The sequence below is a fragment of the Thermosulfurimonas dismutans genome (assembly GCF_001652585.1).
In the GTDB taxonomy this organism is placed as follows: Bacteria; Desulfobacterota; Thermodesulfobacteria; order Thermodesulfobacteriales; family Thermodesulfobacteriaceae; genus Thermosulfurimonas; species Thermosulfurimonas dismutans.
Window position 1 is genome coordinate 21,057 of sequence record NZ_LWLG01000007.1, and the last position, 21,384, is coordinate 42,440.

22 protein-coding genes are annotated in these 21,384 nt (G+C 45.3%); 17 read left to right on the forward strand and 5 right to left on the reverse strand.

Annotation, left to right across the window (positions count from 1 at the left end):
- The first annotated feature begins 4 nt into the window (after window positions 1-4).
- Genes TDIS_RS05755 through TDIS_RS05800 form a run of 10 tightly spaced genes read left to right on the forward strand, consistent with a single transcriptional unit; the run spans window position 5 to window position 8,034 of the window.
- On the forward strand, window positions 5-1,327 hold the full coding sequence (locus TDIS_RS05755) for a sigma-54 dependent transcriptional regulator (protein WP_068670265.1): 1,323 nt from the start codon (window positions 5-7) through the stop codon (window positions 1,325-1,327).
- Between the two features lie 18 nt (window positions 1,328-1,345).
- A complete protein-coding gene (flgB, locus tag TDIS_RS05760) occupies window positions 1,346-1,738 on the forward strand; it encodes a flagellar basal body rod protein FlgB (RefSeq protein ID WP_068670267.1) in 393 nt (130 codons plus the stop codon).
- 2 nt (window positions 1,739-1,740) lie between these two features.
- Window positions 1,741-2,154 carry a flagellar basal body rod protein FlgC gene (gene flgC, locus TDIS_RS05765; RefSeq protein ID WP_068670269.1) on the forward strand — a complete coding sequence of 138 codons (414 nt, stop codon included), beginning with the start codon at window positions 1,741-1,743 and terminating at the stop codon, window positions 2,152-2,154.
- Between the two features lie 10 nt (window positions 2,155-2,164).
- Complete coding sequence (gene fliE, locus TDIS_RS05770; RefSeq protein WP_068670271.1) at window positions 2,165-2,452, forward strand: flagellar hook-basal body complex protein FliE; 288 nt, start codon at window positions 2,165-2,167, stop codon at window positions 2,450-2,452.
- Window positions 2,453-2,462: 10 nt separating this feature from the next.
- Window positions 2,463-4,028 carry a flagellar basal-body MS-ring/collar protein FliF gene (fliF, locus tag TDIS_RS05775; protein ID WP_068670273.1) on the forward strand — a complete coding sequence of 522 codons (1,566 nt, stop codon included), beginning with the start codon at window positions 2,463-2,465 and terminating at the stop codon, window positions 4,026-4,028.
- A gap of 1 nt (window position 4,029) precedes the next feature.
- Window positions 4,030-5,040: a flagellar motor switch protein FliG gene (fliG, locus tag TDIS_RS05780; protein WP_068670275.1), complete on the forward strand. Its 1,011-nt coding sequence runs from the start codon at window positions 4,030-4,032 to the stop codon at window positions 5,038-5,040.
- On the forward strand, window positions 5,033-5,770 hold the full coding sequence (locus TDIS_RS05785; protein ID WP_068670277.1) for a FliH/SctL family protein: 738 nt from the start codon (window positions 5,033-5,035) through the stop codon (window positions 5,768-5,770). The genes fliG and TDIS_RS05785 overlap by 8 nt, the downstream gene beginning before the upstream one ends.
- Entirely contained in the window at window positions 5,760-7,070 is a 1,311-nt protein-coding gene (locus tag TDIS_RS05790; protein ID WP_068670278.1) for a FliI/YscN family ATPase, read from the forward strand. Before TDIS_RS05785 ends, TDIS_RS05790 begins: the two co-directional genes overlap by 11 nt.
- Entirely contained in the window at window positions 7,067-7,498 is a 432-nt protein-coding gene (gene fliJ / locus TDIS_RS05795) for a flagellar export protein FliJ (RefSeq protein ID WP_068670279.1), read from the forward strand. The genes TDIS_RS05790 and fliJ overlap by 4 nt, the downstream gene beginning before the upstream one ends.
- On the forward strand, window positions 7,495-8,034 hold the full coding sequence (locus TDIS_RS05800) for a MotE family protein (protein WP_068670280.1): 540 nt from the start codon (window positions 7,495-7,497) through the stop codon (window positions 8,032-8,034). Before fliJ ends, TDIS_RS05800 begins: the two co-directional genes overlap by 4 nt.
- On the opposite strand, the gene tatC is transcribed toward TDIS_RS05800, so the two are convergent.
- Together tatC and purQ are read right to left on the reverse strand one after the other, a co-directional pair.
- Window positions 8,031-8,741, reverse strand: coding sequence for a twin-arginine translocase subunit TatC (tatC, locus tag TDIS_RS05805; protein ID WP_068670281.1), 711 nt, complete (start codon window positions 8,739-8,741; stop codon window positions 8,031-8,033). The genes TDIS_RS05800 and tatC overlap by 4 nt on opposite strands.
- Window positions 8,738-9,559 (reverse strand): phosphoribosylformylglycinamidine synthase I, encoded by an 822-nt coding sequence (gene purQ / locus TDIS_RS05810; protein WP_068670282.1) that lies wholly within the window; start codon window positions 9,557-9,559, stop codon window positions 8,738-8,740. Before purQ ends, tatC begins: the two co-directional genes overlap by 4 nt.
- Window positions 9,560-9,998: 439 nt before the next feature.
- On the opposite strand from purQ, the gene TDIS_RS05820 reads away from it, so the two are divergent.
- The 6 genes from TDIS_RS05820 to TDIS_RS05840 are packed head-to-tail and all read left to right on the forward strand — an operon-like array spanning window position 9,999 to window position 17,429.
- A complete protein-coding gene (locus TDIS_RS05820) occupies window positions 9,999-13,775 on the forward strand; it encodes a pilus assembly protein (protein ID WP_068670287.1) in 3,777 nt (1,258 codons plus the stop codon).
- A complete protein-coding gene (locus TDIS_RS05825) occupies window positions 13,772-14,257 on the forward strand; it encodes a pilus assembly FimT family protein (RefSeq protein ID WP_068670289.1) in 486 nt (161 codons plus the stop codon). The genes TDIS_RS05820 and TDIS_RS05825 overlap by 4 nt, the downstream gene beginning before the upstream one ends.
- Window positions 14,244-14,600 carry a prepilin-type N-terminal cleavage/methylation domain-containing protein gene (locus TDIS_RS10845; RefSeq protein ID WP_161939484.1) on the forward strand — a complete coding sequence of 119 codons (357 nt, stop codon included), beginning with the start codon at window positions 14,244-14,246 and terminating at the stop codon, window positions 14,598-14,600. The genes TDIS_RS05825 and TDIS_RS10845 overlap by 14 nt, the downstream gene beginning before the upstream one ends.
- Entirely contained in the window at window positions 14,597-15,646 is a 1,050-nt protein-coding gene (locus TDIS_RS05830; protein ID WP_084270991.1) for a prepilin-type N-terminal cleavage/methylation domain-containing protein, read from the forward strand. The genes TDIS_RS10845 and TDIS_RS05830 overlap by 4 nt, the downstream gene beginning before the upstream one ends.
- Window positions 15,643-16,116, forward strand: coding sequence for a hypothetical protein (locus tag TDIS_RS05835; protein WP_068670293.1), 474 nt, complete (start codon window positions 15,643-15,645; stop codon window positions 16,114-16,116). Before TDIS_RS05830 ends, TDIS_RS05835 begins: the two co-directional genes overlap by 4 nt.
- Entirely contained in the window at window positions 16,074-17,429 is a 1,356-nt protein-coding gene (locus tag TDIS_RS05840; protein ID WP_068670294.1) for a cobyrinic acid a,c-diamide synthase CobB, read from the forward strand. Before TDIS_RS05835 ends, TDIS_RS05840 begins: the two co-directional genes overlap by 43 nt.
- Window positions 17,430-17,452: 23 nt before the next feature.
- On the opposite strand, the gene TDIS_RS11165 is transcribed toward TDIS_RS05840, so the two are convergent.
- Window positions 17,453-17,602, reverse strand: coding sequence for a hypothetical protein (locus TDIS_RS11165; RefSeq protein ID WP_161939485.1), 150 nt, complete (start codon window positions 17,600-17,602; stop codon window positions 17,453-17,455).
- A 4-nt stretch (window positions 17,603-17,606) separates the two neighbouring features.
- Here TDIS_RS11165 and TDIS_RS05845 point away from each other — a divergent pair, with 4 nt between their 5' ends.
- Window positions 17,607-20,420: a ChaN family lipoprotein gene (locus tag TDIS_RS05845; RefSeq protein WP_161939486.1), complete on the forward strand. Its 2,814-nt coding sequence runs from the start codon at window positions 17,607-17,609 to the stop codon at window positions 20,418-20,420.
- A 37-nt stretch (window positions 20,421-20,457) separates the two neighbouring features.
- On the opposite strand, the gene TDIS_RS05850 is transcribed toward TDIS_RS05845, so the two are convergent.
- Both TDIS_RS05850 and TDIS_RS05855 read right to left on the reverse strand, forming a co-directional pair.
- On the reverse strand, window positions 20,458-20,739 hold the full coding sequence (locus TDIS_RS05850; protein WP_068670296.1) for an HU family DNA-binding protein: 282 nt from the start codon (window positions 20,737-20,739) through the stop codon (window positions 20,458-20,460).
- Window positions 20,740-20,899: 160 nt separating this feature from the next.
- Complete coding sequence (locus tag TDIS_RS05855; protein WP_068670300.1) at window positions 20,900-21,307, reverse strand: Fur family transcriptional regulator; 408 nt, start codon at window positions 21,305-21,307, stop codon at window positions 20,900-20,902.
- Between the last annotated feature and the right edge of the window lie 77 nt (window positions 21,308-21,384).

A 21,384-nucleotide genomic window follows, 5' to 3' on the forward strand; every position in this document is an offset into this window, starting at 1 on the left:
AACTATGAAGACGCAAGTACTCCTGGTGGGAGGCCACGAGACTATCGTCCTATTAGCCGAGGAGCTCACCAGGAAAGGCTTGGAAATCATCAATACTAGGGACTATGAAAAGATTTTTCAGCTCATTTCCAAAGAAACGCCTTCGGTTGCGGTATGCGAAATTTCGGTCGAGAGCCCACCTTTTCGTCAAATTCTTGACACAATCAAACGGGCTTCCCCTCATACGGCCGTCATATTCCTAGCGGAAGAGGCCCGGGTTGAGGAAGCGGTTTCGGCGGTGAAGTTAGGGGCTTATGACTTTCGCCTCCTTTCGACCGATCTTGAGGTTTTGGTAAAGCTTATCTTAACGGCCTTAAGGGAAAGTCCTAAACATCCTGTCGAAGAGGGATTTATTACCAGGGATCCGGAACTCCTTGAACTTCTCGAAAGATTACGTCCAGTAGCTCGTAGCCGGGCTCCTATCCTCATCACCGGAGAGTCCGGAACTGGGAAGGAGGTCTTAGCCCGGTGGTTTCATCGGGTGAGTGATCGGTCCCGGGGGCCATTCATTGCCATAAACTGCGCGGCTCTTCCAGAGGCTCTCCTGGAATCCGAGCTCTTCGGCTATGAGAAAGGCGCTTTTTCCGGAGCGCTTACTCGCAAGAAAGGTAAATTTGAGCTTGCTGATGGTGGCACCCTTTTGCTTGACGAGGTTACCGAGATGCCTTTACCTCTCCAGGCCAAGCTCCTGCGAGTCCTTCAAGAAGGAGAGGTCGACCGTTTGGGAGGGGCCTACCCTGTCAAGGTGGATGTGCGAGTCATTGCTACAACGAACCGGGATATCGAAGCCGAAGTAGCCAGCGGTCGCTTCCGGGAGGATCTTTATTTTAGACTGAACGTCATACCAGTAAAACTTCCCCCTTTAAGAGAGCGAAAGGGAGACATTCGGCTCCTTGCGGAACATTTTCTTTCGGAGTTTGCTAGGCGCTATGGCAAGAACGTCCAAGGTTTCGTCCCCGGTGTGCTTGAGATCTTAGAAAGCTATACCTTTCCTGGAAATGTCCGCGAACTCAAAAATCTTATAGAACGGGCCGTACTCTTAGCCCGGAATAATCTAATTACCTTAGAAGATCTTTTATGGGAAGGAGACTCCAAAGGGAACCGAGCTCCTAGGGAAACTGCTACTCCTTTGGAAATAAAACCTCTTAAAGAGATAGAAAGAGAGCTGATCTTCAAGGCCCTTGAGGCTTGTGGCGGTAATCGCACCCGGGCGGCCGAACTTTTAGGAATAAGCGTGAGAACCTTGAGGAACAAACTCCAGGCCTATAAGGCACAGGGTTTGCTATAAATTTGGGAGAGGTTGAAGATGTTCGGAAAGATGTTTTCGAAAACCTGGGATTTAATAGCTCGAAGCCTCAAACTGCGGAACCTGCGTCATGATGTCCTAGCTTCAAACATCGCCAATGTGGATACTCCGGGCTACCGGCGAAAGGATATCCCTTTTGAAAAGGTAATGCGGGCTTATTTGGGGGAAGAGATGCCTTTAAAGATGACACACGCCCGTCATATTTCTAACTCCCCGCGTGAGGTTCAAGCTCAGATAGTAGAACCGGAAGAGGTTGGCACGCCCAACAATGTTTCCCTTGAGGAGGAGATGTCCAAACTCATGGAAAACCACCTACTTTATCAGGCCACGGTGGAGGCCTTGATAAAGGAAATCGGGTTAATGAGAGAAGCTATAACGGAAGGAGGTAAATAGCCATGAAACTCCTTTCCGCTCTTAGGATTGCCGGAAGTGGCCTAATGGCCCAGCGGGTAAGACTCAATATCTCTTCCATGAACCTTGCCAATGCCCATGTAACCAGGACGGCCGAGGGTGGGCCCTATCGAGCTAAGGATGTGGTCTTGGCCGCTATCCCGTTGGAGAACGAGGCGAAGGCCAAGCTTTCCGAAGTCAAGGTGGTGGAGATTGTGGACGACCCCTCACCTTTCAAAGAGGTTTACGATCCCAGTCATCCCGATGCCGACGAACGGGGCATGGTGAAGTATCCCAATGTAGACATCCTAACCGAAATGGTGGAACTTCTTTCGGCCGGACGGGCTTACGAGGCTAATCTCACCGTAATGAACATTACCAAAACTTTGGCTTTAAAGACGTTGGAGATCCTACGTTAGGGGGTAAGGCATGAAAATTAACGGTTTTCAGGGCTTTAAGTTCCCTCTGTCCGAAAATTCGAAATTCAAGGCCCTCGAAAAGGATTTTGGAGCCTTCCTTAAAGACAAGATTAAAGAGGTGGATCAGCTCCAGAAAGAGGCCATGAACAATCTCCAAGATTTTGCTACGGGAAGAAAACAGGATCTAGTCGAGCTCACCCTTTCTTTGAGCCAAGCCGATCTTTCCTTCAAGCTCCTTATGCGGGTGAGGAATAAAGTCATTGAGGCCTACCAGGAAATTATGCGGATGCAAATTTAGAGGTTAAGGCATGAAACTTCTCCAACCACGAGAAATAGGCGGACAACTCAAGACCTTTTACGAGGGGCTAACCAGGGAACAAAAGATTTTGGGAGTTGTTCTGATTTTTCTTGTGATCGGGGGGCTCGTGGCTCTTATCTTATGGAGTAATCGCCCGGAATGGGGACTCCTTTATCGGGGGTTACCGGAAGATACCGCCGCCGAGGTGATCGCTTATCTTAAGGGACACAACATTCCTTTCAAGCTTGAGCCGGATGGCACCATTCGTGTTCCGAAGGAAAAGGTCCCGGAGCTGAGGATGGAAATTGCCGGCCAAGGGTTGGTGGGAGGAGTAGGTCCGGGCTTTGAGCTTTTTGACAAGGGACAGATCGGGGCTACGGAATTTGCACAAAAGGTCAATTACCAGCGGGCCTTAGAAGGGGAACTTTCTCGCACTATTATGGCTCTCAAAGCCGTAAAATATGCCCGTGTTCACCTGGCCCTTCCCCGAGAGAGTCTTTTCATAGAAGAGGAAAAACCTCCCAAGGCCTCGGTTTTCATTCAACTTCGACCTGGTTATACCCTCTCTCGCAGACAAGTTCTCGGGATCGTCAATCTAGTTTCCGGAGCGGTGACCGGTCTTACTCCGGAAAACGTCAAGGTCATAGATACCAATGGTCGTGTTCTTTACCGGGGTGAAGAAGAAGAGGAAAAACTTACTACTACTCAACTGGCCTATCGTCGTAAGCTTGAGGATAGTTATCGGTTGAAGATTGAGGAGCTTCTTTCAAGAGCACTGGGACCGGGAAAGGCTATAGCTCAGGTTTCAGTAGACCTAGATTTCGACCGTGGAGCCATTCGGGAAGAGACCTATGATCCTGAAATGACAGCCGTCGTTTCAGAATCACTTGAGGAATCAACTAAAACCGCGAAGGCTGAGGGGGGACCGGCCGGAGTAAAAGGGGCCCTAGCGGCCAAGGCGGAGGGCAACTTGGGGATAGCAGCTAAGGGAGAATCGTCCTCTTCCAAAAAGATCATTCGAAACTACGAACCCAGTCGAACTCTGAAGGAGGTAACCATAACCCCCGGTAAAATCAAAAGGATTTCGGTGGCTGTGCTCGTGGATGCCAACGTCCTTCCCAAAGAAAAAAGCGGAGCTAAATTAGAATGGATAGAGAAATTGGTTAAAGGGGCGGTGGGTTATAACCCCGATCGCGGTGATGTGGTGGAGGTCTCTACCCTACCCTTTAAAGCCGAGGTTACCAAAGGACCTTCTATGGTCATGGAATATTTGAGCAAGCTGGGCAAGCCTCTAGTAGAGCTTCTGATAGTCGTCCTAGTGCTATTGCTGGTAGTGCGTCCCGTTCTCAAGGCCTTGCTCGAGCGAACTACCCCACCGGCAGCAGAAGAAGCAGCAGCCCTTGAAGGCGAAGAGGGGGCTCCAAAGGTGGAGGGCGAGGAGGCTAAGCCGCTTCCCCACGAAATGGCTATGGGCATTGTACAGAGCAGCCCCGAGCGGGCAGCTATTTTAGTCAAGAAATGGCTCCTTGAAGAATCGGCAGAAGAGAGGGCCAAAGCTTTAAGGGAGGCCGCTTAGGATGGCCAAGATAGATCCGGATAAACTAACCGGTCCTCAGAAGGCGGCCATCTTTCTTATGGTGATGGGGGAAGAATTTACCTCCGAAGTTTATAAGTATCTCGATGAGGAAGACATCAAGCGTATTGGCATCGAGATGGCCAAACTGGAGTATGTGCCGACAGAGGCCATCAAAAAGGTACTTGAGGAGGCCAATCTTGAGGCCAAAGAATTGATAGCCGATATCTCGGTTTCCCCGGAAGAATTTTTGCAAAAAAGCTTGATCAAGGCTTATGGAGAAAAGGGTAAGGCCCTCTGGGAAGAAATCAAAAAGGAACTAGGTCCCGAAACCTTCAAAAAGCTTAAAAAGCTTGACCCCAAGACCGTGGCCAACTTTTTAACCAATGAACATCCTCAGACTATCGCTATTGTACTGGTGCACCTTGAGCCTGACCAGGCCGGTCAAGTCCTGCAATTCCTGCCGGACAGGATTCGTTCGGAAGTCCTTTTACGAATTGCCCTTCTTGATAAAGTGGACCCGGACATCGTTCAAGAAATAAGTAACGCCCTTGAGGAAGAACTCCAGGCTGTGGGAGGAACCTTTGCCCGCAAACTGGGGGGAAGCGAAAAAGCGGCGGAGATTATTTCGCATGCCGGTCGCGAGCTTGAAGACGAGATCCTTTCGGACATTGAGGAAGAAAACCCCAACCTGGCCGAAGAGATACGGAAATATCTATTCACTTTTGAAGACTTCCTGGCCGTGGATGACGTGGCCATTCAGACTCTCCTTCGGGAAATCTCCACCGATGATCTCCGTTTGGCCCTGAAGGGAGCCTCGGAAGAGGTCCGTGAGAAATTCTTCCGCAACATGAGTGAGCGAGCTGCTAACCTACTCAAAGAGGACCTGGAGGTCATGGGCCCTGTAAGGCTCTCAGATGTAGAAAAGGCCCAGCAAAATATCATCAAAGTAGCCAAGAGGCTGGAGCAGGAAGGCAAAATTATCCTTGGTCGCGGGGAGGAAGAGTTTGTCTAAGATTCTGAAGGGCCATCAGGTCCAAGCTTTGAAGGTCGAATTTCGTGAAAGTGAAACTTTTAGTGCCTTAAAGGAATTTTTTTATCATAAAGAGGTTTCTGAGAGTCAAGAGCCTTTGCCTTCATTAAATGAAGAAATAGAAAAACTAAAGAGACAGGTTTATGAAGAGAGCTATCAAGAAGGCTATCAAGAAGGCTTTGACAAGGGACACACAGAAGGTTTTGAGAAAGGATATGCTGAGGGTCGAATTTTTGCGGAAAAAGAGCTCTCCGAGGCCAAAGCCAAACTCGAAGAGGAATACCAGGAAAAATTAAAAACTTTAGAGGGTCTGATTTCTAAACTTAGAAAGACCTTTTCCGAGAGTATCCTCAACCTGGATCAGGAAGTACTAGCCATTGTGGAGAAGATCTCTGAAAAATTTCTTTTTAAGGCCTTAGAGGAAGATCAAGAGCTCATTCTCCGGGTGATAAAAGAGGCCCTTAAAGAGGTCGTAGAGGGCGCACAAATTGTCATAAAAGTGCATCCCAAAGAAGCTGAGATTCTTGAGAAAATAGATCTGGCCTCTCTTTCAGAAAAAAATTTCCCCAAAATAGAGATCAAACCCGATCCTGGAGTCTCTTTGGGAGGCTGTTTATTGGAAACCACTTTTGGGTTAGTGGATGCTACGGTCGAGAGGCGCTGGGAAGAAATATTCAGGGCCCTTGAGGAGGCCTCTTCAAGTGAGGGTTAATTCATTAGAGAAGTACCGTCAGGCCCTTGAACGTGTAAGCCCCATTGTGGCCTGTGGACGGGTGACGCAGGTGGTGGGGCTTGTGATAGAAGCCGAGGGGCCGGCTCTGAAGGTAGGTGATTTATGTCGGATTAAAACGTCCTATAAAGAGATTCTAGCTGAAGTATCGGGCTTTCGGGAAGACAGGCTTTTGCTTACCCCTCTGGGAGAGCCTCTGGGAATTGAACCCGGCGATCGAGTTTACGCTTGTGAGGCCCCTGGCGCAAAGGTTGGTCAGGAACTTCTCGGACGGGTGGTGAATGCTCTGGGCGAGGCCATCGATGGTCGGCCTTTGCCGTTTGTCCGCGAGACCTATCCTTTGTATAACGAACCCCTTAAGCCTTTCGAGCGTGAACGTATTAAAGAGCCTCTTGACGTGGGGATAAGGGCCATAAACGCGCTTCTGAGTTTAGGTAAAGGTCAGCGGATGGTTATTATGGCGGGCTCTGGGGTTGGAAAGAGTACGCTTCTAGGCATGATGGCCCGTCATACAAAGGCGGATGTCAATGTAATTGCCCTTATCGGCGAAAGGGGACGGGAGGTACGGGAATTCATTGAGCGAGACCTGGGTGAAGAAGGACTCAAGCGTTCAGTGATCGTGGTGGCGACTGCGGACGAACCTCCTCCCCTTCGCATCCGAGGCGCTTATTACGCCACCGCCATTGCGGAATATTTTCGAGATCAGGGCCTGGATGTCCTGCTCCTCATGGATTCTCTTACCCGCTTTTGCATGGCGGCTCGTGAAATCGGCCTTTCTATAGGTGAACCACCTACGGCCAGGGGCTACACGCCTTCGGTCTTTGCTCAACTTCCCCGACTCCTGGAGAGGGTGGGACCTAGGGTCAACGGCGGAAGTATTACTGGCATCTATACCGTGCTGGTGGAAGGGGACGACTTTAACGAACCGGTAGCAGATGCGGTACGGGCTATTGCTGACGGACATGTAGTCCTTTCTAGAGATCTAGCCCACGAAGGGCACTATCCGGCTATTGATGTCTTGGCCAGCGTAAGCCGAGTTATGAAGGACATCGTCAAGCGAGATCATATAGAGGCCGCTCGTAGATTGATTCAGCTCTTGGCCGCCTATCGTAGAGCTGAAGATCTCATCAACATCGGAGCTTACGTAAAGGGCAGTAATCCCGAGATCGATCAGGCCCTAGAGCGTATCGGGGCTATTCGTAGATTCCTCCAGCAGGATGTCGACGAAAAGACCTCCTTTGAAGAAAGCCTAACGGCCTTAAAGGAGGTGGTCGGACTGTGAAGCGTCCCCCTCGGATTTTGAAAACCTTGCTCTCTATAAGAGAACTCCGGGAAGAACGGGCCCGAGAGAGGCTGGGCCTAGCCCTTTCAGCCCTCAAAAACGCTACCAGAGATCTGGAACAGATTTCCGAGCTGCAAGAAAGCCTTTTTTCGGAGTTGAGCGGTAGGGAACTTTCGGGAAAGGATTTGTTTCTCTATGGTCAGGGGCTTGAGGCCACTTTCTATGAAAGGAGGCGGGCGGAAGAAAAATGTCAGGCCCGCAAGGAAGAAGTAGAAAACCTTAGAAAGGAACTGGAAAAGGCCCATCGAGAAAAGAGAGTCGTAGAAAGGCTCTATGAAAGACTACGGCGAAAATATCGTCACGAGGAAGAAAGGAATTTTTTTAAAGAAATGGATGACTTAGCCCTTATGAGGGGGGGGAGATCATGAAGCTCTCCCGCCTTATGAGTTTGCTTTTGATAGTGGGAATCCTTAAGTTCTCGCTGGCCGGTTTATTTATGATACTTAAAGTTGAGTCCGGTTTTACCGAGGCTCTGGCCGAAGAAAAGACCTCATCCCAAACTTCCTGCCCTCCCGAACTATTTGAAGGCCTTAAGATAGAACGGAAAAAGCTGGAAGAAAGGCGAAAAGAGATTGAACTTCAGGAAAAGAGGCTCAAACTTCTAGAAAAGCAGATTGAAAGGCGCCTTACAGCCCTTCTTGAACTTGAAAACTCCTTAGAGGAAAAACTGGAGAAGATCCGAACCATCGAAACCGAAAGGTTTAAGCTTCTGGTCAAGGCCTATTCTGAGATGCGACCTTCGAAGGCTGCCGGATTGTTGGTTAATATGGATCCCGAGATGGCGGTTAGGATCCTTTCGGCTATGAAAAGCGATCAAGTGGCCCGTATCCTTGCGGCCATGCCCCCGCAAAAAGCAGCCTCTTTAGCCGAGGCCCTTTCAGGTTATGCCCCTAAGGAATTTTAAGCGTTTTTCTTCACTACCAATTTGCCTCCTAAGAGGCCAAGTTCGAATAAAAGGTAAAGGGGGCCAGCCATGAGAGCCATATTAAAGACATCCGGAGTGGGAGTAAGGACGGCGGCCAAAATAGCAATTACTAGGATGGCGTGCCTTCGATATTTCCCAGCCTTATAGGGATCAAGTAGCCCGATGCGGGCTGCTAGGATCATAAAAAGAGGTAGCTCGAAGATCAGCCCAAAGGCTAAAAGAAAGAGTCCTACAAAGTTTACGAAATGTCCTACTGAAATGGTGGGCACAATCTCGTCCCTTTGGAACGAAAGCAGAAATTTCATGCCGTAAGGGAGGGTCACAAAAAAACAGAAGGCCAGTCCTCCATAAAAGAGGAACATCCCCACTAAAATAAAGAGAAGACCTAATTTTCTAGAAAGTCCAAAGGCCCCGGAAAGGGCCTTCCATAGGAGCCATAGGATATAAGGGAATACGAAGATGATAGCCGAGATAGCAGCTACCTTTATGACCGCTAGCCAGGGCTCGGCTACCCCGTAAAAGGCTAAATTCTGGCCCAACCTCTTTTGGAGATAGAGAAGTATACGGGGAGCAACCATCAAGAAGCCAAGGCTTGTAAGGCAAAGAAGGATTAAGACCCTCAGAATCCGACGCCTTAAAGAGAGGATTACACGGGCAAAAGATTTGACTGGGGCCTCTTCCCTCATGAAAGGAGGGTTTCCTGAATGTACTCCACGGCGTTGCGAAAGATGACCAGACCAAGCTCATCTTCGGAGACCTCTTCTCGGGTCCAACGAGGATGGTTGGTGGTATGATTGAAGGCTTCAGGATGCGGCATAAGACCAAAGATCCTTCCAGTGGCATCGCATATCCCAGCTATGGCCATTACGGAACCATTAGGGTTGTAAGGATATTCTTCGGTGGGTTTCCCGGTTCTGGGGTGGATGTATTGAAGAACTATCTGTTGGCGGGCTACTAACTTGTTAAGGACCTCTTCGTTTTGCACCATGAACTTTCCTTCGCCATGACGCACAGGAAAATAGAGTTTTTTGAGCCCCCGAGTGAACACACAGGGAGACTCTTGATTCACCTTGAGCCATACCCAGCGATCCTCGAAGCGGCCGGAATCGTTGTAGGTAAGACTTACCAGCCTTTCTCCGTAGTGGCCGTCAAAACCGGGTAGCAGCCCTAGTTTTACTAAGAGCTGGAAACCATTGCAGATACCGATAATGAGTTTTCCGGCCTGAATGAACTCCAAAATGTGATCCATTAACCGTTCGCCCGAAGTTCTTATCCGGGCATGACGCAGTCGGTGGGCCGCAGCCTGGGCCGCTCCCAAATGATCGCCATCGAGAAAGCCTCCAGGGAAACAAAGAAGATGGTAATCGCGAAGGCTTTTTTCGCCGTAAATGAGTTCGGAAAGATGAACAATTTCCGGCTCAGCCCCGACGAGTGCTAGGGTATGGGCTGTCTCTAGCTCACAGTTTATACCGTATCCGAAAAGTACCAAGGCTCTAGGTTTCATCGCAAGAACAATATGCCTCAATTTTTCGAAAAAGACAAGCTTCCCGCTGACGAAACGATTAAGCTAGGATCTGGGAAGGATTTGCTTGACCTGGAAGTGCAAAATAGATTATCCTTTTAAGAAAAAGAGGGGGGAAAATGAATAGGCTTTTTACCTTCTATATTTTGAGTTTTTTCTTGATAATCTTTTGGGGGCCGCCTCTTTATGCCATTGAGGAAACTTTAATTTGTGGAAAAGTTAAAGAGGTTCAGGAACAATCAGTGATCTTAAAGATTAGGGGGCCCTGTCGGGGAGAGAAGACCTTCAAGATACCGTCTGACCTCAGATCCCGAATTCGAGAAGGAAGTATCGTGTGTTTCAAAAGTTCTGCTACGAATTGTAGTGATATCAATACCCTTTCTTTGATCGATCGAATTTTTATCTCTCCTGGGAGATAACCATGAGAAGAAAATTCGAGGTTTCATGGTTAATGTTATTGAGTTTATTTTTGTTTTTGGTAATGAAATTACCCCGCGTGGTGGAGGCTGCCGAGTATTGCGCTCTTCCTCCTTTTCTCACCACTGGCGTTTCGCCTAACATACTGTTTGTACTTGATGTGAGCGGCAGTATGACCAGGCGGGCTTACCGAGAGATCTATAACCCCGATAAAACATACGAAGGCTACTTCGACCCGAATAAAAAGTATAAACTCGTTCACGAGCTCGCTTTTTTTTCGTTTCCTGAAGTATTTTGGGAAGAAGCTGGAGACGCAGAAGAAAACTGTCCATTTGATTTTAATATTGGTTTCGATTTCGATTTTGACGATCTTTCTTTTTCTTTCTCGATAGGGAATGTCTGTAGCGGAAACTTTCTCAATTGGCTGTTTATGACCAGGATAGATTTGTTACGATGGGCCATTACGGGTGGAACTCCGGAATCATGTACCGATGATTTTTTCCTTTCCTTTTTTTCTGTGGACAGTCTCTTAGATAGTCCTGAATGCGATCCGGCTTTTAGTTCCTCCTGTAACGGGGATACCTGCATGTTAGAAACTTACATTGGCCAGAAGGTCAAGGTCCCTAAAAGTCGCATTCAGGGCATTCTCCAGCAAATGGAAAAAGAATCGGTTCGTCCTCGCTTCGGAGCCCTCTTTTATTCCGATAGAATTCGTCCCGAAAAGGTTTATCTCGGAGATTATCCTTATACAGGTAGAGGTCAACCGGGCGATGCCGACCCCGATCATCCTTACACCCACCTTATCAGATTTGTCAACTATATCTCCCCCTTGGGAGGCACCGGAACCGCGATAGCTATGTGGGAGGCCTACGATTATTTTGCTCAAAATAATGCTCACGATTATGCAAACGGTTTTGATATAGCCCCTGGGACTTATAAAGACCCCCAATACTTTTGTGATTACCAGAAGGCAAATTGTCAACCCGCTCCCTGTGCCAAAAACTTCATAATTCTGGTCTCGGATGGTCACTGGAATTATGGCGGAACGCCTGAGGGAGAGTGGACCTGCAGAATAGATTCCGGATATGAGAACTATTCTGCTGATCCCGTGGTCCCGGCTTATCGGATGCACCATGATGTCCTGCGAACCCTGACTACCGCTTCAGGGGGTAGCACCAATATTCGGGTCCAACAGGTTTACGCCCTGGGACTCTTTCTGGGGAGTGCGGGAGAGATAGCTCTCAAGAACGTGGCCATGTATGGAAGCTTCGACCTGAACCACGGAGATTGGCCAAATGGGCTAACTAATTACCCTCAGGATACTTGTTGGCCGGTAGAAGATTGTCCCATTATTAGCAAAGGAAGTCTCTGTACACCTCTTCCACCTTCCTCGGAGGACTGGGACAAGGATGGAGACGGGGTGCCGGACACCTTCTTTAGTGCACAAACAGCTTCGGAAATCAAAGGCTCCCTCTTGAAGTTTTTAATAAGCATCCTGGCCAAGACCGCCTCCGGAACCTCGGTCTCGGTCCTTACCGCCCGCGGCCTCAAGGGTTCCAGCGTAGTCCAGGCCGTCTTCTATCCCCAAAAATACTTCGGCAGCCAAAATCTTAGCTGGATAGGCTATCTTTATGATTATTGGCTCTATACCTCTTTTACAACTTCTAATATCCGTGAAGACACGCCCATCCAGAATCGAGCTTTGGATGTTTGTAGTCCTTCCCTCCAAGAGGGAGGGGACTATATCTTGGATTTCAAGATAGACAACCATACCGGAGATCTTCAGATCGACGCCTATTACAGTGCCTGCAACGGCACCGCCACTACTAAGGCCACTACCTATAATTCGCTGGATGAGGTCCATCCGGTATGGGAGGCCGGGGAAAAGCTGGCCTCCTCCAACGCCACTACGCGTATCATCTACACTTCCGCCGACCAGAGTAGTCTCCTGCCAAGTAGGCCCGTATCTTTATCTGAATTCAAAAATGTGGCCAACGCCACGGCCGGTTTACTCGGAGATGAAGACGGCGATAGGGTGATAGACGACGCCGACGAGACCATAAAGGTAATTGATAATCCGATCAGGGCTACGGATCTTGTGAATTACGTCTACGGGGTAGATTTAGCCGGTTACCGAAGCCGTACCACCGACACCGGTAAGGTCTGGAAGTTGGGAGACATCATTTATTCTACTCCCCAGGTCGTCCAATACTATCGTGAAAATACTTCTTCCGGTAAGGCCTACAATGTAGTTTATGTAGGCGCTAATGACGGCATGCTTCATGCTTTCCGGCTAGGGCAACCTCGTTTTGACGGTTTGGCTGCCAATCAAGTGGTTAAGCTTTGTAATAATAGCCCTGAGACGTGTAGCACCGATGAATTGGGGGAGGAACTCTGGGCTTTTGTACCGAAGAATGCCCTTCCCTATTTGCGATACTTAACAGATCCAGAATATTGTCATCTATATTATGTCGATTTACAACCATATATTGTTCAAGTGGATGACAACAAGGATGAAATTCCAGAAAAAGTCATTCTGATAGGAGGGATGAGGCTTGGAGGAGCCGCTGGTTGTACTGGAACAGGATGTATTAATCCTCCCGAAGATACTTGTAACAATCCAAGTAGGTATTCGCCAACTTCTAATGATTGTGTGGGGCTTTCATCCTATTTTGCTTTGGACGTAACTGATCCGGAGAGACCTAAATTTTTATGGGAATTTGCAGATCCGGACTTAGGCTTTACCTATTCCGGTCCAGCTGTAATCACCTACAATGGCACTCGTTACGTAATGTTTCTCTCTGGGCCCACAAGCTATAAAGGGGATGTTGGACAAGATTTAAAGGCTTTCGTTTTGAAACTTAGAGACGATTTTACCGTAGAAAGAGTATACAAATTTCCTGATGACTATGGTTCGGGTGGTGATACCAGCTTTTTTGCCCCTTACAATAACGCTTTCGGAGGACGTCTTTTTTCCAATGGTATTGACTACGATAAAGATGGCAATACTGACATGGTAGTTTTTGGTATCAATCAAAGAGCAGGAGGAGTTTGGCAGGGTAATATAGCCGGTGTCCTAATTAATAGCGTTAATCCTGCGGAATGGGATTTTCAAACTATTTTTACTTCTGCTATTGAACCCGTTACAGCTAAGGTTGAATACATGGAATGTTTTGGACATCACTTTATTTTCTTCGGCACTGGAAGATGGTTTTTTAAAGACGATGAACCCGGGCAAAACACTCAAGATACTGAAAAGCTCTACGGAGTATCAATTGATGATTGTTTAACTGGGGGTAGCTGTATGATAAATCCAGCCCATGGTTTTGATGATCCTTGTAACGATTTACTTGCAGCCAATCGCGTACCAGCTTGGCGTATAACTTTAGCTCCTAAAGACGATATTTACTTCAAAGAGAGACTGATCACTGATCCTACAACAACTGACATGAATATTATTCTGTTTACTACTTTTCAACCTACCGCTGATATTTGTGGATATGGAGGACGCACCCGAGTATGGGCTATGAATTGTGCTATCGGAGGAGCTCTTAATGATACTTCATGCCCTGGTTATACTTTAGAGAGCTATGGTGGTACAATTTATTTACAACTTTCTCGAGGTAATATCGAAGAATTCAAACTTTCTACCGAATCTTTTACCCAAGAAGCGGGTAAGGCCACCGAGTGGCAAATCGGAGTGCCTCCTGATGGTCATCCCCCGTTTCTGCGACCGTTTCAGTCCGCCGTTGGACATATCATTTACTGGTTTGAAAGATGAAAAGATGGCAAGGACTTACTCTTATTGAATTAATGGTAGTTATAGCACTGATAGCTCTTCTTTCAGGATTCAGTATAGTCTGGGTTAAGGGGATTGTGAAAAAACATAAAATCGCCAAAGATATCCAGCTCTTATTTTCGTCCCTCCAAGAAGCCCGATATCTAGCCTTTACTCGAAAAACTACTTGCGGAGTAGTCCTAGGCAACAGCACTTCACCTTTCTCCTCTTTTGAGATAAGGTGTGACAATGATAGTGATGGCGATATTGAAAATGGCTTTAATTTAATCCAGCGCATCCAACTGAGCGAGAGTTATAATTCATCCAGAATGGTCATTTCTTTCTCTAAAGAGGGTTTTACTACAGATACATGTACTATCAGTCCATTAGAACTACATGATTTACCAGAAAATTCTTGTATTGTAGTGAGTAATACAAGAATCAAAATGGGAATGTGGCGGAATAGTAATTGTGAACTCAGGTAAGGGTTATTCGCTAATAGAAATACTAGTAAGCATTTTAATAATGCTTATAATTTTGCTTGGATTATTACATGGAATGTCCATCTATGTCACACATAATATCAAGAATCTACTAAGAAATGAAGCTGTAAAGATTGCACAAGGTTGTGCTCAATCTTTAAGAAATGGAAGGAATTGTTCAAGTACTGTTACTAGAAACATTAGAAATTTTTCCGTGGATTTTAGAGTTAATGCTCCCGATTTTTCTTCCCTATCTCCTGGTTTAAATGAAGTGGCAATCACAGTAGAATACCCCTATAAAGGACAAATACATAATTATACTTTAACTACTATAATAAAGAAATGATTAACATATCCAAAATAAAAGGTCTTACATTGATAGAAATTTTAGTAGCATTAGTTATTTCCTTTTTGGCTTTAGGTGCCCTTTATGAATCTTACCTTGCTATTCTTAGAGCCAAAAAACAGCAAGAGAAGATAGCAGAAACAAACTTTCAAGTTCTTATGGCCCTAGAATTCCTTAGGAAGGATATCGAACTGGCTGGCTTCGGTATGCCAAGGGATATCAGTATCTCAAATCTTACCTACGAAGAAGCTATCAGTAGTTCCACCTGCTCTCCTGATTATTTTAATTCTTCTACCAACAGCACGCCTAAACCTATAGACTTAGGAGGTAACTACTGCAATAACTCTGATTATTTAGTGATAAGGTCTTCCGCGGCTAACTTGGATAAGAATACTAGCCGAAAATGGGCTTATACTTATTATGACGGGTCCGGTTGGCGGATTACTTCCCTTGGAACGTTAGATTTTTCTACCAACGATCGATGTGTAGCCCTGGATCATCAAAAATCTCTGATTAACTGGAACTTTTCTTGTAATAACTTTTCAGGAAGCAATATTAGTGAAATTTATTATTTATTTGGTATTAATGATAGCCCACTAAGGATGCCTTTCAATAGAGTAGATTATTTTTTGAAAAAACCCTCTTCTCTTCCTTATAGATGTTATCAAGCTACCTATGAACTTTATCGAGGAGAAATCCAGCATAGTAATGGGGATGTAAATGAGCAACCTATTTTAGATTGTGTCTTATCGTTTCAAGTAATTGTAGGCAGGGACACCAATAATGATAATATTATTGATGCTTGGAGTAAAGATTTGAGTAGTTTGTCTGCTACTCAGGTATTTGAAGAGGTTAAGGAAATTGATATATATATAATATATCAAGAAGGGCAAAGAGAGCGCAAAGAAGTTTTTGATAGTGATATAATCAGGATCAACTATCCTGATGGTACTTACGATGACATTAATATTCCTTCAAAAAACTATAGATGGAAATTAATCGAAATAAAAGTCAAACCTTTCAATTTAGAGGATATTAAATTATGAATAAAAAAGAAGGGTTTATTTTAATAAATACCATCATAATAAGCTTGGTTGCCCTTATAATGCTTTTGGGACTAACATATTTGATCTTCTACGGTACAAGGATGTCTGGAATTTCTAAAAGATATACCTCGGCTCTGGAGGCCGCTAAGGGTGGGACCCTAGAATGTTTAACCGCCTTAAAAAACTGCACTATAATAAATTCTTTCAAGTGCGAGCATTCAACCAATACCTGGAGTGCCTATGTTTCCGATACCACCAATGCTACCAGCCATTCTTCTCCTGAAGATATTATCCAACACGCAGATTGGCAAAAGGATTATGGAAACTATCGAGTTTCGTGTAAGATTGTTGATACCCGTGGTTATACAAATGGCTATTTTTATGCCGTAGAAGTAGTGGGAGAGAAAATCGGAGGGGAAGAGAGGGCTTGGCTCTCCGTAGGCTACAGACTGGAAATCGTGGGCTTGTAATAGCTGCTCCCTGGAGCGGATCAGGGAAGACGATTATCACCTGCGCTCTAATCAGGCTTCTGAAAAAACGGGGATTAAAGGTTGCTCCTTTCAAGATTGGACCGGACTATATAGATCCTGCCTATCTCGAAAAGGCCGCTGGAAGGCCCTGTTACAACCTCGACACCTTCTTTTGCCCTGGCGAGGCCCTCCATCAAAGCTTCAGGCGAGGAATGCGGGAAGCGGATCTCGCGATAGTTGAGGGCGTAATGGGACTTTTCGATGGCCTCGGAGGCACAACCAAGGCCTCCACAGCGGAGGTGGCTAAAGAGTTAGGGCTTCCGGTGGTTCTGGTGCTTCCGGCTAAAAGCTTTTCAGGTACCGCCGCTGCCCTTGTCAGAGGCTTGATAGAGTTTGATGAAAGTCTCAAGTTTTTAGGCCTCATTTTAAATCAAGTGGGCTCTGCCAAACATGAGAAGTTTTTACGCCGGGCCCTTTCCGAGGTCGAGATTCCCGTGATCGGGGTTATTCCCAGAGATGAAATCTTAGAGCTTCCTTCCCGACACCTGGGATTGGTTCAGGCTGAGGAACTCGATTTTGGAGAAAGGTTAGAAAAATTGGCGGAGAAAATGGCTAACTTTATAGATGTTGAGGCCATTTTAAACATTAGATCCCATACTTTGGAGCCTGAAGAGGGGTTTCATGGGGATCATCCATTCAAGAAAAAATTTTACATGGCTGTGGCTCGAGATAGGGCCTTTGCCTTCTATTATCGGGAAAATCTCGATCTTTTAATGGAAGCCGGAGCAGATCTGATCTATTTTTCACCTTTGAAAGATCCTTTTCCGGAGAAAGCCCAGGCTCTCTACATTGGAGGAGGCTATCCTGAACTCTTTGCGGAAAGCCTCTCCCAAAGAAAGGAATTGCTGGAACATCTGCGCAAAAGAATCAAAGAAGGTCTGCCGGTTCTCGCTGAATGTGGAGGGTTTATGTTCTTGCTAGAAGCCATTGAGACTCAGGGAAAGGTTTACCCTATGGTTGGCGCCATAAAGGGGGTGGCTAGAATGACTAAGGGCCTTCGGGCTCTTGGATATCGCGAAGTGCGTTTTCCCCGCCAAAATTTCCTTTTTCCCGAAAAAGCTCTCGCTAGAGGACATGAATTCCGGTATAGTGTAGTTCCTAACGGAAAGCTTTGGGGATTGGAAGTCAAAGATGCCGAAGGTCAACGAGTGGAGACCTATGGCTTGGCGGAAAACAACCTCGTGGCCAGTTATATCCACTTCCATTTTGGAAGCTGTCCCGAAGCTCTCAAACATTTCGTATCTCAGATTTAAAGATTTGATTTTTTCAAGGGGGCCTAATTTATGAAAAGGATTTCATTCTTTGGAATAATTTTTGCAATTTTATTTTTAAATACCTCTGCTTTAAAAGCAGCCCCAAAAAACAATATTCCAAGGGTTTCGGTTTGGATTAATATCAATCCGCAAGACCATACTATAACCGGCAAAAGCGTGGTTCTCCTGCCCCAGGGAAAGGTTACTTGGATAAATGTCAGAAATTTAATCCTTCAGAAAGTACTTCTAGGGAAAAAACTTATCAGACCAGAAATCGAAAATGGTCGTTTTCGAGTGCTTTCGGTAGGCAAAAATCAATTTCTGGAAATCCACTTCAGGGCCTATTTTCCTTCGAAAAATTTTGCCCACACCAAAGGGTTTATTTCTAAAGAAGAAGGACTTTTATTGGGAAACTGGTTTCCAGCTCCGGAAGACTTAGCTATTTATAGCCTTCGAGTCTCTGTCCCCAACAAATATAAAGTAATTACCTCTGCTGAAGAGCTGAAAGTCCAGAAGCAAAAAAAAGTGAAGATATATAATTTTTCTCTTTTTCATCCCTCACCAGCCCCACCTTTAATTTTTGGAAAGTATGAGTATTACTACCGTACCTGGCATAATCGAACCCTGGCCTTATACTTGAAGGTGCCGGATCCGGAACTTGCTCGAAATTATCTTGAAAATGCTCTCCGAGCCTTAAAAACTTATGAAAAATTAATTGGCCCCTACCCTTATCGCAGACTTTCCATCGTAGAGATCTCTCATGAAGTAGGCTATTCCTACCCTACTCTTGTGCTCTTTGGAAGCAAGGTTATAAGACTGCCTTTCATCTTGAAAACTTCTTTGTCCCACGAAATACTCCATCAGTGGTTCGGATGTAGTGTATATCCTGATAAAGGAAATTGGTCGGAAGGGTTAGTTACCTATCTCGCGGATTACAGGGCCTCTGAAGAAAAGGGCCAGGGGAAAGATTATCGCAAAGATCTTTTAATAGCTCATGAGACGTGGTGTGCGGGTGAAGATCCTTTGCCTCTTATGAACTTCGATGTTCGTAAAGACCGCTGTACTCAGGCACTAGGCTATGGGAAAGGAGCTTTCTTTTTTCATATGTTGAAACAGCAAATTGGAGAGCAGAGTTTTGAGACTTCTATCAAGGCCATATACTTAGAATACCGATATCGAAAGGCTGACTGGGAAGATTTGAGAAAGATTTTTGAAAAATACTCTCGAAAGGACCTCTCGAACTTCTTTCGACAATGGCTTACCCGTAAAGGAAAACCGAAACTGGGCTTAACCAAAAGATACCTAGTCAAAGATGAGCAAGGCAATTATCGTCTGGGACTAACCATCTATCAGGAAGCCCCTTATTATGATCTTGAGCTTTCTCTTTTGATTAATACCAACCAGGAAAGAATCACAAAAAGGATCCTTTTAAAGGATTTCAAAAAGGAGATAGAGATTACCCTTAACGCCAAACCTCAAGAAGTCATCTTAGATCCGGATTATGATATCTGGAGGACTCTGTCGGAAGCAGAGCTGCCTCCCAATTTAGGCCGGGTCCTTTCGTCTCCAGGAAAGATATGGCTTGAAAAGGAAGACTGGCTGATTTACCGACCCATCATACATATATTAAAAAAGTCGGGATATGAAGTAGTCTTTGGGCCTCCTCCGGAACCAGCTAATGAACGAGAAAATTTAGTTTATTTCGGAAAACTCCCAGGTGGAATAGGTTTTCTCTTCCCTGATCGGAAAATTAAAGAAGGTTTTCTTCTGGAAGTAAAGGAGAACCCAAACTTTCCTCAAAGGGTGATCATGGTGGCCAAGGCCCAAGATGAAAATGAAATAACGGCCGTAATTTCAAAGCTACCTCATCTTTGGCGTTATGCTCGCCTTTATTTCAGAGAAGGGCGAACACTTGAGAAAGATAAAGAAGTTGGAATCGAAGGTCTGAGGCTTTCACTCGAGGCCGGAATTACTGGATTGCCGCTCAAAAAGCTCCTTTCCCTGGATGAAATCATACGGCAGGTCTCTTTGAGCCGGGTTATCTTGGTGGGCGAGGAACATAATCGCTACGAGCATCATTTGGCTCAGCTCGAAATTATAAAATGGCTTCATAACCATGGTCACAAGATCGCCATCGGTATGGAGATGTTTCAACAACCTTTTCAAAAATATCTGGATCTTTATCTCTCTGGAGAGATAAGTGAACAGGAATTTCTCAAAAGGACGGAATACTTTAAACGTTGGCGTTTTGACTGGAAGCTTTACAAACCCATTTTAGATTATGCTAAAAAGAACGGAATCCCAGTAGTAGCCCTCAATATTCCTTACGAAATTACTAAAAAAGTGGCCCGCTCAGGACTTGAGAGTTTGAGTCTGGAAGAAAAGGCCGATCTTCCCGAGATAGATTTTTCAAACGAGGCCTATCGAGCCTATCTTTTTGAGATTTATAAGAAGCATCGAGAATTCGCTTACGAATTCCCTAAATTTGAATTTTTTTATCAAGCCCAACTCCTTTGGGATGAGGGTATGGCCGAAGCTGCTTCACGCTGGCTCTCGGAGAATCCTGAGTATCAGATGATCATCTTAGCAGGCAAAGGCCATATAATGTATGGCTATGGTATCCCTTCTAGAATTAAAAGGCGCGGAATCTCCTCAGTGGCCACTCTAGTCCTCGGGGGAAACGAAAAAGTTACCGCCGGTTTCGCCGACTACATCCTTTACCCCGAACCGGTAGCACCTCCTTTTACCGCTCGACTGGGAGTATGGCTTGAAGAGATTGAGGAAGGGTTAAGGATTGCAAAAGTAGAAAAAGAGACTCCTGCCTATAAAGTCGGTCTTAAAAAGGGAGATATCTTGGTTTCTGCTGATGGTCAAAGATTAAAAAGTGTAGCAGACTTAAAGATTATTCTTACTTTCAAAAAGAAGGGAGATAATCTCGAACTTAGGTATCTAAGAGAACAAAAAGTACATTCTCTTACAATAAAGTTTTAATTAAGGGGGGATAACCCCCCCTTTTTGATAAATTAGCTTATTTCTTCTTGTTAACTATAGACTCTAGGTTGCTTCCGGGCTTAAATTTTACTATTTTCCTAGCAGGGATCTTTATCTCTTCTCCGGTTCTGGGATTACGGCCCTTTCGAGCGGCTCGTTTAGTGACCATAAAGGTACCGAATCCCACCAGAGTGACCTTTTCGCCTTTCCCAAGGGCTTCTCCTACAGCCTCTATAAAAGCATTCAAAGCTTTTTCAGCCGAGGCTTTGGTCATGCCAGAGATCTCAGCCATTTTAGAAACCAATTCAGCCTTATTCATAGAAACCTCCTTATATAGAGTTTTTAAACCCCCTCGTTTCTCTCTTTTAGAAAAATCGAAAATGAAAGTCAAGAGGGAAGTTTTAAAATGAAGAAATAAATTTATTGTAAAAGAGTCGGTTCGAAATAGACCTATCCAAGATTAAAGCTCAAAAAAGGATCTATTTACATTTAGAACATCTTCCATAGAAAAAAATCTGAAACTTTTCTATAATTAAACCCATTTGATCAAAATTCTGAATTTTTAAATCTAAAGATTTACAAATATCAATTATCTTTCCACATTTAGTACATACAAAATGATGGTGAGGTTGAGGATTAGGATCGAACCTTTTCCTACCCCCCTCAATATTCAATTCAGTGATCAAGCCTTTTTCTTTTAGGGCCTCCAAGGTATTATAAACGGTAGCAAAAGACATACTGGGAAACTTTTCACTTACATGGCGATATATGTCCTCGGCCGTTGGATGAGAGGTGTTACCCTCTAGATATTCCAAGATGGCTAGCCTCTGAGGAGTAATCTTTAAGCCTAATCTTCGATAATAATCAATTTTATCTTTATCCAACATCCCTTCTCTCCCAAATAAAAATTCTTCTAAAAGAATAGCTTCTTTAAATTGTTTGTCAAGATAAAAAACAAGATTCT